This window comes from Xanthomonas euroxanthea (genome assembly GCF_900476395.1).
Taxonomy (GTDB): Bacteria; Pseudomonadota; Gammaproteobacteria; order Xanthomonadales; family Xanthomonadaceae; genus Xanthomonas; species Xanthomonas euroxanthea.
The window spans coordinates 75,360-88,889 of the sequence record NZ_UIHB01000005.1 but is presented as its reverse complement, the minus strand read 5'-3'; the positions used below and the strand labels follow the sequence as shown (position 1 = coordinate 88,889).

The 13,530-nt window shown below is 67.4% G+C and carries 7 protein-coding genes; 1 reads left to right on the top strand and 6 read right to left on the bottom strand.

What is annotated here, in order from left to right:
• Positions 1-69: 69 nt before the first annotated feature.
• The 6 genes from CPBF1521_RS14545 to aptA all read right to left on the bottom strand — a co-directional run bounded on the left by CPBF1521_RS14545 (position 70) and on the right by aptA (position 11,437).
• A complete protein-coding gene (locus tag CPBF1521_RS14545; protein WP_104582130.1) occupies positions 70-1,506 on the bottom strand; it encodes a DHA2 family efflux MFS transporter permease subunit in 1,437 nt (478 codons plus the stop codon).
• Positions 1,507-2,046: 540 nt separating this feature from the next.
• Positions 2,047-3,039, bottom strand: coding sequence for an HD-GYP domain-containing protein (locus tag CPBF1521_RS14540; protein ID WP_115677446.1), 993 nt, complete (start codon positions 3,037-3,039; stop codon positions 2,047-2,049).
• A 31-nt stretch (positions 3,040-3,070) separates the two neighbouring features.
• Positions 3,071-7,165 carry a CHASE domain-containing hybrid sensor histidine kinase/response regulator gene (locus CPBF1521_RS14535; protein WP_115677445.1) on the bottom strand — a complete coding sequence of 1,365 codons (4,095 nt, stop codon included), beginning with the start codon at positions 7,163-7,165 and terminating at the stop codon, positions 3,071-3,073.
• Positions 7,166-7,317: 152 nt separating this feature from the next.
• Positions 7,318-8,622 carry a DUF445 domain-containing protein gene (locus CPBF1521_RS14530; protein WP_104647914.1) on the bottom strand — a complete coding sequence of 435 codons (1,305 nt, stop codon included), beginning with the start codon at positions 8,620-8,622 and terminating at the stop codon, positions 7,318-7,320.
• Between the two features lie 493 nt (positions 8,623-9,115).
• Positions 9,116-9,973: a plasmid replication/partition related protein gene (locus CPBF1521_RS14525; RefSeq protein WP_115677444.1), complete on the bottom strand. Its 858-nt coding sequence runs from the start codon at positions 9,971-9,973 to the stop codon at positions 9,116-9,118.
• A 111-nt stretch (positions 9,974-10,084) separates the two neighbouring features.
• Complete coding sequence (gene aptA, locus CPBF1521_RS14520; protein ID WP_104582135.1) at positions 10,085-11,437, bottom strand: omega-aminotransferase AptA; 1,353 nt, start codon at positions 11,435-11,437, stop codon at positions 10,085-10,087.
• Positions 11,438-11,844: 407 nt separating this feature from the next.
• Here aptA and CPBF1521_RS14515 point away from each other — a divergent pair, with 407 nt between their 5' ends.
• Positions 11,845-13,524 (top strand): OFA family MFS transporter, encoded by a 1,680-nt coding sequence (locus tag CPBF1521_RS14515; RefSeq protein WP_115677443.1) that lies wholly within the window; start codon positions 11,845-11,847, stop codon positions 13,522-13,524.
• Positions 13,525-13,530 lie beyond the last annotated feature (6 nt).

Here is a 13,530-nt window from a genome sequence, read left to right as displayed (position 1 = left end):
GTTTTGCTGCTGACGCGTGCCGATTCCAGGTCACGCTCGCGCAGGTCCGCCGGCTGCGCGGTGGTGGTGTCAGCCGCTCGACGCCCGGTGCCCGCTCATTTCCTGCCCGGCATCCTTGTCGAAACGCAGGTGCCACCAGGTGGCGCTGAGCGAGATCAGGCTCACCACGCAGAACGCCAGCGAGAAATCGCGTTGCTGCGGTTGCAGATGATCGCCGGCCAGCATCGCCAGCTTGAGGATCATTGCGCCGGCGCAGACGCCGACCGAGAGCATCAGTTGCTGCAAGGTGGTGTACAGGCTGCTGGCGCGGCTCATGCGCGATGCGGGCACGTTTTCGTAGGCGATGGTGTTGTAGGCGGCGAACTGGAACGACATGAAGGCGCCGCAGCACAGCAGCAGGCCGAACATCAGCGCCGGCGGCCAGTCGGGCCGGAACAACGCACACACCATGTAGCCCAGGCTGGCGAGCACGCCGTTGCCGATCAGGCTGTTGCGATAGCCGAAGCGGCGCAGCAACTGCGGGGTGATGCTGCGCATCAGCAGTGCGCCGAGTGCGGTGGCCAGGATCAGGCGGCCGCTGTGCGCGGCGCTCATGCCGAAGCCGATCTGGAACAGCAGCGGCAGCAGGAATGGATGCGCGCCCTGGGTGATGCGCATCAGCGCACCGCCAATCACCGATAAGCGGAACGAGTCGATCCGCAGCAGGCTCAGGTCCAGCAGCGGAGCAGGGTGGTGGCGGGCATGCCACAGATACCCCAGCGCTGCGCTGGCGCCGATGGCCAGCAGCCAGCTCGCGGTGCCGATGCCGTCCTGCTGGCTGACCATTTCCAGGCCGAACAACAGACAACCCAACGCGGTGCCGCACAGCACGAAACCGCGCAGATCGAAGCGGGCCGGGGCCGACTCGGTCGGGATTTCCGGGATGAAACGGCGCACCAGCAGGAAACCGGCCACGCCGATTGGCACGTTGATGTAGAAGATCCAGCGCCAATCCAGGTACGAGACGAACAATCCGCCCAGCGGCGGGCCGAGCATCGGGCCGATGAAGGCGGGCACCAGCGTCCAGGCCATGGCCGACACCAGATGGCGGCGTTCGACGGTGCGCAGCAGGATCAGCCGGCCGAGCGGGGCCATCATCGCGCCGCCGGCGCCCTGCAGCACGCGCGCGGCGACCATGGTGGGCAGGCTGTCGGCCAGCGAACACAGGATCGAGCCGCCGACGAACACCCAGATCGACGCGCCGAACACGCGGCGCAGGCCAAAGCGGTCGGCGATCGCGCCGCTGGCCGGAATCAGTACCGCCAGCGCCAGCAGGTAGCTGGTCATGGCGATGCTCATTGCCGGCGCGGCAACGCCGAAATCGCGTGCCAGGGTCGGCAACGCGGTTGCCAGCACGGTGGCATCCATCTGCTCCATGAAGATGGCGCAGGCCAGGATCAGCGAGATGATGCGGTAATCGGGATAACGCGGCGGCGTGACGCCGGCCTCGGACACGCTGGAGGACATCGGACTCTCGGTTGCGGGGCCGCAGCGGTGGCGCGCAGATGGCGATCGGACCGGCCCGCGTCGCACGGTGTTGTGCGGCGCAACATGGGTATTGTCCGCCGCTGCGCAGCGGGGTTCAAGCGTGCAGGGGTAACAGTGCGTGTGTCTGGAGGTGGATGCGCCGGGGCTGTCTTGGGATGCTGAGGGAGCTGCGCTGGCGTCCGGATCGCCGTCAGCGTTGTTCCGGGCGGCGCGGGTGGCTGATTGGTGTGGCGAGTCGGGATGACTGGTCGGTCGCCAGGCTGGGCGTCCCCTCATCCGGCGCTACGCGCCACCTTCTCCCGGGGGGAGAAGGGAAGCACCGGCGCGCATCTTTCTTCCGACTGGCCCCTTTCTTCCGACCGGAGAAGGGAAGCATTGGCACCCATCCTTCTCCCGACCGGCACCGTTATCCCGACCGGAGAAGGGAAGCATTGGCGCTCGTCTTTCTCCCCGACCGGAGAAGAACAGCTCCCTGTTGGTGCGAGATGCCGGGAGCGGCCGCAGCGCGCATTGTGTGGATCAACGCTGTGCGGCCGGATCGTCCCAGGCGTCCATGATCTGCAGGATCTGCGGCAATGCCTCGCGAAAATGCTGCACCAGGCGCGGCTCCAGTTGCTTGCCGGCCATGCTGTCGAGCTTGCGCATGGCGTCGTCCACCGTCCATGGCGCCTTGTAGGCGCGCCGTCCGCACAGCGCATCGAACACATCGGCCACCGCCACGATGCGCGCCGATTCGGGAATGGCATCGCCGACCAGGCCCGTGGGATAGCCGCTGCCGTCCCAGCATTCGTGGTGATGCAGGGCGATCTCCGCAGCCAGCTGAAACACCGGCCCGCGACCGTGCCGCAGCAGGGCGTGGCCGACCTGCGGATGCTGGCGCACCACCGAGCGTTCGTGTTCGTCCAGCGTATCGGACAGGTGCAGCAGGCCGCCGGGTGCCGCAATCTTGCCGGCGTCGTGCAGGGGCGCGGCATCCTGCAGCAACTGCGCCCGTTGCGCCGGCCAGCCGATCCCTTCGGCCAGCACCCGCGCATAGGCGGCCATGCGCCAGATATGTGCGCCGGTGTCGGCATCCTGGCCCTGCCCGGCGGTGCCGAGCAGATGGATCGCATCGCGGTACTGCTGGGCCAGCCGCGCGTTTTCGGCCAGCTTCAACTGGGTGGCGATGCGGACCTTGAGCAGGGCGGGCGAGTAGGGCTTGCTGACGTAGTCGGCCGCGCCCGCTTCCAGGCCTGTGCGCTCGTCGTGCTCGCTGTTGCGCGAGGTCACGAACAGGATCGGGATGGCCGCGCTGGCCGGTTGCTGCTTGAGCGTGCGCGCCACCGCATAGCCGTCCATGTCCGGCAGCTCGACATCCAGCAGGATCAACGACGGCGTGTGGCGAAGCACCGCCTCCAGCGCTTCGCGGCCGGACTTGGCGAACACCAGCGGGAAATCGTCGCGCAGCAACTGGCGCAGGGTGGCCAGGTTGCTGGATTCGTCGTCGACACACAGCAGGGGACGATGCGCCATGAAGACTCCTTGCGACCTGCGTGGCGACCGGTCAGTGCGGGTGAGTGGCTTGCCAGTCGCGCAGCGTGGCCTCGGCGCGACGGAAGTCGAAATCATCCACCGCACGCTGCAGTCCTTCCTGCAGGGTGCGCGGCAGGCGCGGCGCGCAGATCAGCAGCGCGTGGTCGATCCTGTCGGCATCGTCGCTGCCCAGGGCCGCTTCCAGGATCTGCACGCTGTCTGCGTCCAGCGCGACCGCATCGTCACTTGCCGCCTCGTCGCTGCTGCCGTGTTGCAGGAAGGCGTGGATCGCGGCGGTGGTACGCTGCATGGTGTCCTTGAGCGCGATCAGCGCCGAGGTGATGTCGTGGCCTTCCTCGATGCGGGTCTCCAGATCGCTGGCGGCACCGGCCAGGGCCGGCAAGGCCAGCGACCCGGCTGCGCCACGCAGCTTGTGCGCCAGCGCGCCGATCGCCGGCAACTCATTGCGGCGCAGATGCTCGGCTGCAGTCTCGGCCGGGTCGGGGTTGTCGCGCAGCAGTTTGAGCAGATAGCGCTCGTACGGTTCGCGCTCGCGCCACAGGCTGCGCGCACGCGCCGCATCCAGCACCTCCGGGTCGGCATGTTCCCATTCGGGGCCGGCAGGGACGTCGGCTTCGTGCGGCAGCGAGGGGATGCGCCGCACGCCGGGCTGCAGGAAATGGCGGATGGCGGTGACCAGTTCCTCCACATTGAAGGGCTTGGCGATGAAACCGTTCATGCCGGCTTCCAGCGCCTTCTCCTGTTGCGGGCGAAAGGCGCCGGCGGTCAGCGCGATCACCGGCAGGCTGGCCAGCGCCGGGATCTGCCGCAGCCGCCGCGTGGCTTCGTAGCCATCGACCACCGGCATCTGCACGTCCATCAACACCAGCTGGAACAGCTCCGGGGCGCGCTTGAGCGTGTTGACGGCCTGCTCGCCATCGTGGGCGACCGTGACCATGGCGCCTTCGCCCTCGAGAATGCGCTGGGCCACTTCGCAGTTGATCTCGCTGTCGTCCACCAGCAGCAGATGCGCACCTTCGAGGCGGCGCGCCACGAAGGTGGGCGTCACCGGCCGCGCGCCGGGGCGTGCGTCGACCAGTTGCTCCATCAGCCGGTGCAGCGCTGCACTGGTGACCGGCTTGGTCATGACCGCATCCAGATCCTGTTGCTCCGGATGCTGTTCAAGCAGGCGGCGCTCGTACGCGGTGACCATGACGATCACCGGATGCGGGCCGGGCACGGCGCGCGCGCGGATCTGCCGCGCGATCGCCACCCCGTCGATATCGGGCATGCGCCAGTCGAGCAGGAAGATGTCGTAGGGCTCGCTGGCCTGTTCGATCGCCTGCAAGGCGGCCTGGCCGCTGGCGACCGCATCCACGCGCCAGCCGAGTTCGGTGGCGATGCGCACCAGGTTGTTGAGCGCGGCATCGTGGTCGTCGGCGATCAGGACGCGCGGCATCGCTTCGGGCGGCAGCGCGGGCAGCTCGCGCTGGGCCGGCGGCGGGGCCGCTTTTTCCAGCGTGATCACGAAATAGAACTCGCTGCCGCGGCCGGGCACGCTTTCCACTTCCAGCTCGCCGCCCATCAACTCGATCAGGCGCCGGCTGATGGTCAGGCCCAGGCCGCTGCCGCCGTAACGCCGGCTGGTGGAGGTGTCGGCCTGCAGGAACGGCGAGAAGATCAGGCTCTGCTTTTCCTTGGAGATGCCGATGCCGGTGTCGCGCACCGAGAACAACAGCTTGAACTTGTTCGGATCGCCGCTGGGGAAACGCCGTACCGACAGCACCACTTCGCCCTGCTCGGTGAACTTGATCGCGTTGCCGACCAGGTTGACCAGCACCTGGTTGATGCGCAGCGCATCCCCGAGCAACCAGCGGCAGTCGCGCGGCAGCGGTTCGACGATCATTTCCACCGGTTTGGTGCTGAGCGAGGAACGCATCAGGTCGGCGATGTTGTCAAACAGTTGATTGAGGTCGAACGGTGCGCGTTCCAGGTCGATGCGCCCGGCCTCGATCTTGGAGAAGTCCAGGATGTCGTTGATGATTTCCAGCAACGAACGCGCGGAGCGATCGATCTTGGTCACCATGTCCTGCGCCGCAGCGGGCAGTTCGCTGCGCTGCAGCAGGTACAGCATGCCCAGGATCGCGTTCATCGGCGTGCGGATCTCATGGCTCATGTTGGCCAGGAAATCGGACTTGGACTGGTTGGCGCTCTTGGCCGCGTCCATCGCCAGGCGCAGTTGTTTCTCGTGCAGTTTCTGTTCGGTCAGATCCACCGCCATGCCCAGGTAGCCGATCACCTGGTCGTTGTCGTCGCGCAGCGTGCTCAGGGTCAGCAGCACCGGCAGGCGGCGGCCTTCATGGCTGACGTAGGTCCATTCGCTGGTGTCGCTGCGGCCCAGGCTGGTCAGCGCGGCGATCGCCTCCAGGGTGTGCGCCACCGGCGCGCCGGTCTGCTCGGAGAGCATGTGCGCGCGCTGCTGCAGTTCCTCGGGCTCGATGAACTGGCCGGCCTTGCGGCGGCCGATCACCTCGTCGGCGTTGTAGCCCAGCAGCTTTTCCGCGGCCCGATTGAACAGCGTGACAAAGCCAGCGGAGTCGGTGGCGATGATGGCAAAGCCGGCATGCGCCAGAATCGCCCGATGCAGCGCGGAGAACTTCATCAGTTCGCTGGTGCGTTCGGCGACCTGATGTTCGAGCGATGCGTTGAGCGCGACGATGCGCTGGTGCGACCGCACCCGCTCGGAGATGTCGCGGAAGAAATGCGAATGCCCGCTCAGGGTGTCGTTACGTTCGATGATCGGGGCCTTGCTGGCCAGTACATGCACCAGATGCCCGTCGCGATGGCGCATGCTTTGCGCCGCGGAGGCATCGACCGACTGGTGTTCGTCGGCGTGCGCGATGTCGGCAATCGCATACGGCTGCGGCGACAGCAGCATCGTCAGGTTCTGGCCGATCGCCTCGTCCGCGCTGTAGCCGAACATCGCCTCGGCAGCGGGATTCCAGTGGGTGATGTCTCCGTCCGGGGTTTCGGCGACGATGGCTTCGCTGGAATGGCTGACCAGCGCCGCCAGCTCCATCTGCTTGCGCAGCACTTCCTCGCGCCGCAGCCCGTTGCTGAAATACAGCACCAGCAATGCCGCAAGCAGCACCGACACGCCCAGCACCAGGCCGCCCATCAGCCATGGCGAGGTCTGGTTGAGCGAGGCCAGGAAGCTGGCGGTGGGGTGGGCGGTGATGATCCAGGTGCGGCCGTAGATCTGCAGCTGCTGGATCACCGGCGGGCGACGTGCGCTGTCGCTGGACGGCGTGCCGCTGCGGTAGAAATTGTGGGTGGGCTCGTTCCTGTCGGACAGGTCCAGTGCCAGGTCGTCGCGCTCGCCCAGGGTGCTTTGCACCATCTGCTCGACGCTGAAGGGCGCATACACCCAGCCGCTGGTGGCGGCCATGCGCTGCTGCGGCGTCTGCAGCGGCATGCCTTCGCGATAGACGGCCAGCAGCACCAGGAATCCGCTCTCGCTGGGAATGCGATAGCCGGACAGCGAGATCGGCGAGGTCATGATCGGCAGGCCGCTGCGCGCGGCCTGCAGTGCGGCGGCGCGGCGACGTGGCTCGGAGGCGATGTCCAGGCCGATCGGACGGTTGCCCGAGGACTCCGGCTCGAAATACAGCACGATGTAGCGCTCGCCGTCCCAGGGCTCCAGCGGCCGCCGCTTGATGTCCGGTGCGCCGTCGGCACGGGCGGCCTGCAGGAAGGCCTCTTCGTCGGCGGGCGCGACGCGATGGATGTAGCCGTAGCCCAGCACGCCGGGAAACTCGCGCGTGTAATCGCGCGAGCGGCTGTACAGGGTGAAGCGGTCGCGACTGATGATCTCCTTGCCGGCGCCGATCACCGCGCCGCGCGCGCCGCGCAGCCCGTGTTCGAAGGTATACATGCGCTCGCTGATATTGCGGGTCAGCGTGCGCACGACGTAGTTGAAACGCTGCTCGCGCTCGAGGTCGTTATGTCGCTGCAGCGACAGGCCGGCGAAAATGGCGGCAATCAAACCTGCGGCGAGAATCAGCAGGGCCCCGATCGACGCACGGCGCCCGTATTTCCTGCGCAGATCCCAGCGGCCATTCGGCATTTGTGTCCCTTTGCCTTGCCTGTTGCGTGCCCGGTGTGCTGACCGACAGTGAGGTCGGCTTCGTGGTGGCGCCTGACGATCATCAGAATGCGTGCGGTCTTCCCCGTGTCTGCACGTGCTTCCGGTGGGCGATCAACGTCATTGCCAATGCATCAGAACGCCAGCCAGATCGATAATGCGTGAAGGGCGAGACCGATCAGTCCGCCCACCAGCGTTCCATTGAACCGAATGTATTGCAGATCGCGTCCGACACCCAATTCCAATTGTTCGACGAGGTGACGTTCGTCCCAACTTTTCACCGTCGACGCAATATGCTCGGTCACCGATGCGCGCAAGCGCGTGGTGAGTTTGTCGGCTGCCTGCAACATGTGCTGGTTGAGCGCTTCACGCAGCGAGGGATCCTGCGACAATGCCTGGCCGAGCGATTGCATGGAACGCTCCATGTGCGCGGCCATCGATGATTCCTCACGCGCCAGGTCGTTGCGCAGCGCATCGCGGATCTCGCCCCACAGCCCTTGCACGTAGTCCTGCAGGGCCGGATGCTCGATCGCGCGCTGCTTGAGTTCTTCCACGCGCTCGGCCATTGCCGGCTCGTCGCGCAGGCGCGCGATGTAGCGTTGCAGCCAGGCTTCATAGTCGAGCCTGATTGGATGCTCGGGCGTCTTGAGGATGTCCTGCAACTCCTCGATCGCCGCACGCGCCATGCGGTCGGCCAGGCTGTCGCCGATCTCTTCGATCGGCTTGACCCAGTTCACCGTGCCGACCAGCTTGGGCCACTCGCGCCGCGCGTAGCGCACGATTAACGCCGAGGCGCGCGTCTTGACCTGCTCCTGGTCCAGCCACTCGCCCAGGCGCAGCAGCACCTCGTCCAGCAATTTCTGGTGCCGGCCATCGGTGGTGAGCAGCGCCATGATATCGCCGACGGTGGCGGCGGCATTCCACTTGCGCAGACGGTCGACCACGAAGCGCTGGATCGCGCGGCGCACCGCAGCCTCGTCCAGCAGCTCCAGCGCCTGCAGCATCCAGCTGCGCGCCATCTGCGCGAGCATGCGCGCCTGCTCGGGTTTGGCCAGCCATTCGCCGAGGCGGCTGGCCGGGTCGAACACGCGCAGTTTGTCCATCAACGCATCCGGGGCGAGGAACTGGTCGCGCACGAACACCGCCAGGCCATCGGCCAGACGGTCCTTGCCGCGCGGCAGGATGGCGGTATGCGGGATCGGCAGGCCCATCGGGCGGCGGAACAAGGCCACCACCGCGAACCAGTCGGCCAATGCGCCGACCGTGGCCGCTTCGCAGAAGGCCGAGACCCAGGCCCAGACGCCTTGCTCGCCCATCAGGTGGCTGACGACGAAGCCGGCGAACATGGCCAGCAGCAGGGCCACTGCCAACAGCTTCATGCGCTGCAGCTGGGCACGACGGGGATCGACGGGACGGGGAGTGCTGAGACTGGGTTCCATGTCCGAAGTGTACCCAGTCGCCGGAGCAGGGCATGTCCACGGCGCGCGTCATCGGTTCGGTAGGAGCGCGCCTGAGCGCGATGGCGTTACCGGGAAAGCCGTGTCGCGCCCGGGTGCGCTCCTACGGGTGGTTGCAGCGATCGCGGTTGCCATTCGCGCAGCGGCAGATCGGTTTTGTAGGAGCGCGCCCGAGCGCGATGGCGTTACCAGGACAGCCCGGTCGCGCCCGGGTGCGCTCCTACGGGTGGTTGCAGCGATCGCGTCCGCCATTCGCGCAGCGGCCGATCGTTTTGTAGGAGCGCGCCTGAGCGCGATGGCGTTACCGAGACATCCGGTCGCGCCCGGGTGCGCTCCTACGGGTGGTTGCAGCGATCGTGGTCGCCATTCGCGCAGCGGCCGATCGTTTTGTAGGAGCGCGCCTGAGCGCGATGGCGTTACCGGGACAGCCCGGTCGCGCCCGGGTGCGCTCCTACGGTGATGCACTGTCGGGTATTCAGCCGCGCAGGCGCTCCAGCTGTGATTGCAGCGCGGTCACCTTGGCCTGCAGCGCGGCGTTTTCGTTTTCCAGTTCGGTCACGCGGCGTTGCAGGGCTTTCACATCGCGGCGTTCGGCTTCGCCGCCTTCGGCCTCGTCGGGCCTGGGTTTGCGCTTGGCGTCGCGCACGCGCTTGGCCGCCTGTTTGAGCTCGGCCTTGCCGGCCTGCGCGGCGGCGCGTTGCTCGTCCTCGGACAGGGTGGCCACGGCAGCGGCGGCGCTGATGGAAATCTCGCCGGCCTTGACCGCCTGCACCACTTCCGGGGCGGCCTGTTTGTGGATGCGCTCGATCATCACCACCTGGTTGTTGCTCAGGCGGGCCTCGCGCGCCAGCTCGGCGCGGCTGACCGGGGTGGAGGTCTCTTCCCACGGCGGGCTGTCGCTGTCGGCGGCGGTCTGCACGGTGCCGTGTTCGATGCCGGCGGCGGGCTGGTCATCGTCGGCAACCGCCGGCGCTTCCGCCGCGGCGTCGGCATCGCGCTGGCTGCGCTGGCGCGCGGCCAGGATCTCGCGCTTGCGCAGCGCCAGCACGCCACGCTGGAAGTCCGACACGCTGCGCCGGCCCAGGTGCTGCTCGATCATCCACAGGTGCACGTCCTGCATCGACTGGAAGCGCGGGTTCTGCACGGTCTGGAACGGCAGGCCGTGCTTCTTGCAGATGCCGTAGCGGTTGTGGCCATCCACCAGCACATCGCCCCACAGCACCAGTGCATCGCGGCAGCCCTCGGCCAGCAGGCTGCGCTCCAGCGCCTCGTGCTCGTCGGGCGTCAACGGGTCGATGTAGGCCTTGAGTTCTTCTTTGACAACGATGTTCATGCGGCAACTGCGGGGAAGTGCGGGGCCGGCATTGTAGTGAGCCTGCTCCGGCTTTGCGCGCTTGACCGGGCTACGCGCGGACGGTACACGCGGGCGCCCGTGCCGTCGCCGTCAGGCAGTGCTGCGCAAGATCTTCCCCAGCGTTTCGACCATCTGCCCGATCTGCTCGGGGGTGACGATCAGCGGCGGTGACAGCGCGATGACATCGCCGGTGACGCGCACCAGCAGGCCGCCGTCATGGAAGCAGCGCTCGAAGACTTCGTAGCCGCGTGCGCCCGGCGCGCCGTCGCGCGGGGCCAGCTCGACCGCGCCGATCAGGCCGATATTGCGGATGTCGATGACGTGCGGCAGCCCGCGCAGGCCGTGCAGCGCATCTTCCCATTGCCGGCCCAGCGTGATCGCGCGGTCGAACAGGTTCTCCTCGGCGTAGGTGTCCAGCGTGGCGATCGCCGCGGCGCAGGCCAGCGGATGGCCGGAATAGGTGTAGCCGTGGAAGAGCTCGATCGCGTTCTGCGGGCCGTGCATGAAGGCGTCAAAGATCGCATCGGCCACCAGCACCGCGCCCATCGGCACGCTGCCGCTGGTCAGCCCTTTGGCGGCGGTGATCAGGTCCGGGGTGACGCCGAAGCGTTGCGCCGCAAACGCCTCGCCGACCCGGCCGAAGCCGGTGATGACCTCGTCGAACACCAGCACGATGCCGTGGCGGTCGCAGATGGCGCGCAGCCGCTGCAGATAGCCTTCCGGCGGCAGGATCACCCCGGCCGAGCCGGACACCGGTTCGACGAAGACCGCCGCAATGGTGGAGGCGTCATGCAGGGTGATCAGGCGTTCCAGATCGTCGGCCAGTTCGGCGCCGTGCGCCGGCAGCCCGCGCGTGTAGGCATTGCGTTGCAGATCCAGCGTGTGCCGCAGATGGTCGGTGCCGGCCAGCAGGGGGCCGAACCATTTACGGTTGTTGGGCAGCCCGCCGATCGACATGCCGCCGAAGCCGACCCCGTGGTAGGCCTTCTCGCGGCCGATGAAGCGGGTGCGCTGGCCCTCGCCGCGCAGGCGGTGGTAGGCGAGCACGATCTTCATCGCGCTGTCGACCGCCTCCGAGCCGGAGTTGGTGAAGAACACATGGCCCAGGCCGGGCGGGGCGATCGCGGCCAGCCGCTGTGCCAGTACGAACGGCAGCGGTGAGCCCATCTGGAAAGTCGGTGCGAAATCCAGCGTGCCGGCCTGCGCGCGGATCGCCGCCACGATGCGCTCGCGTGCATGGCCGGCATTGCAGCACCACAGCCCGGCAGTGCCGTCCAGGATCTGGCGCCCATCGACATCGCGGTAGTACATGCCGGCAGCGGAAGCCAGCAGGCGCGGGCGCGCCTTGAACTGGCGGTTGGCGGTGAACGGCATCCAGAACGCGTCCAGCTGCGCCGCTGCCTGCAACGCATGCGCGTCGTCGCGCGGAGGGTGGTCGTGCATGGCGGGCTCCGTCGCTGGGGAGCGTCCGACTCTACGGCCACCGCGCGTCGGCCGTCACCCCCGCAGAGCGCGACGGCGGCCACGATTTCCGGACCCGCATGCGCCGATCCGCACGGACTAGTCAATTAGTCGCAGCGTCTGCCGCTAAGCTCTGGGAACGCCTTGTGGCGCGGGCCGGGACGGGTGTTTGAGCGGCTGCGGGGCGCGCCGAAGCATTGCAAAGATTCAACGATCGCCGATGATGCGCCAGACGAGTGCCAGTTGGGCCTGGTAGTCGCCGCTGCCCTTATCGCAACACGTCAATCGATCGCAGCCATCAATCGTTTTCGCGGCCACTGACACCGCCTATGTGCAGGCGTTGTGTCAGGCGCTCCGGACACTTCATCGTACTTTTTAGGGGAACGGGAATGACACAAGGGTCCACCGTGGCGAGCGCCAATGGCGCAGACGCCGGCCTGCTGTCCAAGGAGCGCATCGTCGCGCGTCCTGGGTTCAATCGTTGGTTGGTACCGCCGGCCGCATTGGCGATCCATCTGTGTATCGGCATGGCCTACGGCTTCAGCGTGTTCTGGCTGCCGCTGTCCAAGGCGCTGGGCATCACCGAAGCGATCGCGTGCCCGGCCGACATGGGCCTGTTCGCGCGCATGGTCGCCACCACCTGTGACTGGAAGATCAGCGAACTGCAGTGGATGTACACGTTGTTCTTCGTGCTGCTGGGCTGCTCGGCGGCGGTCTGGGGCGGCTGGCTGGAACGTGCCGGCCCGCGCAAGGCCGGTGTGGTCTCGGCGCTGTGCTGGTGCGGCGGGCTGGTGATATCGGCGGCCGGCATCCACTTCCACCAGATCTGGATGCTGTGGCTGGGCTCGGGCGTGATCGGCGGTATCGGTCTGGGCCTGGGCTACATCTCGCCGGTGTCGACCTTGATCAAATGGTTCCCGGACCGCCGCGGCATGGCGACCGGCATGGCGATCATGGGCTTCGGTGGCGGCGCGATGATCGGCAGCCCCCTGGCCGATGCGCTGATGCGCCACTTCGCCACGCCGACCTCGGTGGGCGTGATGGAAACCTTCCTGGTGATGGCGGCGCTGTACTTCGTCTTCATGATGGCCGGCGCGTTCGGTTACCGCGTGCCGCCGAGCGGCTGGACCCCGGCTGGCTGGACCGCGCCGGTGGCCAGCAACAACGCCATGATCACCGCCAACCACGTCCACGTGAGCAAGGTCTGGGGCATTCCGCAGTTCTGGCTGCTGTGGGGCGTGCTGTGCCTGAACGTGTCGGCCGGTATCGGCGTGATCGGCATGTCCTCGCCGATGCTGCAGGAAGTGTTCGGCGGCCGCCTGATCGGGGTGGATGCCGGCTTCGGTAGCCTGGATACGGCGCAGCTGGCCAGCATCGCGGCCATCGCGGCCGGCTTCACCGGCCTGCTCAGCCTGTTCAACATCGGCGGCCGCTTCTTCTGGGCCAGCATGTCCGACAAGCTCGGCCGCAAGAACACCTACACGCTGTTCTTCGTGCTGGGCATCTGCCTGTATGCGGCGGCGCCGTCGGCCGGCAGCGTGGGCGGCATCGCGCTGTTCGTGGGCATCTTCTGCATCATCCTGTCGATGTACGGCGGCGGTTTTGCCACCATCCCGGCGTATCTGGCCGACCTGTTCGGCACCCAGATGGTGGGCGCCATCCACGGCCGCCTGCTGACCGCCTGGGCCACCGCCGGCATTCTCGGCCCGGTGGTCGTCGGCTACATGCGGGAGTACCAGCTGGCCCACGGCAGCCCGCCGTCACAGGTCTACAACACCACCATGTACATCCTGGCCGGCATGTTGGTGCTCGGTCTGATCTGCAACCTGTTGGTGCGTCCGGTGGCCGCGCGTCACTTCATGACGCCCGACGAACTGGCGCGCGAGAAGCAGCTGGCGCACGAGAAGGTGGACCGCAGCGGCAAGGCGATCCTGCCGCCGGAGCAGATGGCGCGCATCGGGCATGGCGGCAATCCCGCGCTGGTCGCGCTGGCCTGGCTGGCCGTCGGCGTGCCGATGTGCTGGGGCATCTGGGTCACGCTGCAGAAAGCCTTCGTGCTGTTTCATTGAGATGAG

Excerpts from the sequence above, each read along its gene's own strand:
- CPBF1521_RS14545 (WP_104582130.1), bottom strand. The coding sequence starts at position 1,506 with ATGTCCTCCAGCGTGTCCGAGGCCGGCGTCACGCCGCCGCGTTATCCC.
- CPBF1521_RS14540 (WP_115677446.1), bottom strand. The coding sequence starts at position 3,039 with ATGGCGCATCGTCCCCTGCTGTGTGTCGACGACGAATCCAGCAACCTG.
- CPBF1521_RS14535 (WP_115677445.1), bottom strand. The coding sequence starts at position 7,165 with ATGCCGAATGGCCGCTGGGATCTGCGCAGGAAATACGGGCGCCGTGCG.
- CPBF1521_RS14530 (WP_104647914.1), bottom strand. The coding sequence starts at position 8,622 with ATGGAACCCAGTCTCAGCACTCCCCGTCCCGTCGATCCCCGTCGTGCC.
- CPBF1521_RS14525 (WP_115677444.1), bottom strand. The coding sequence starts at position 9,973 with ATGAACATCGTTGTCAAAGAAGAACTCAAGGCCTACATCGACCCGTTG.
- aptA (WP_104582135.1), bottom strand. The coding sequence starts at position 11,437 with ATGCACGACCACCCTCCGCGCGACGACGCGCATGCGTTGCAGGCAGCG.
- CPBF1521_RS14515 (WP_115677443.1), top strand. The coding sequence starts at position 11,845 with ATGACACAAGGGTCCACCGTGGCGAGCGCCAATGGCGCAGACGCCGGC.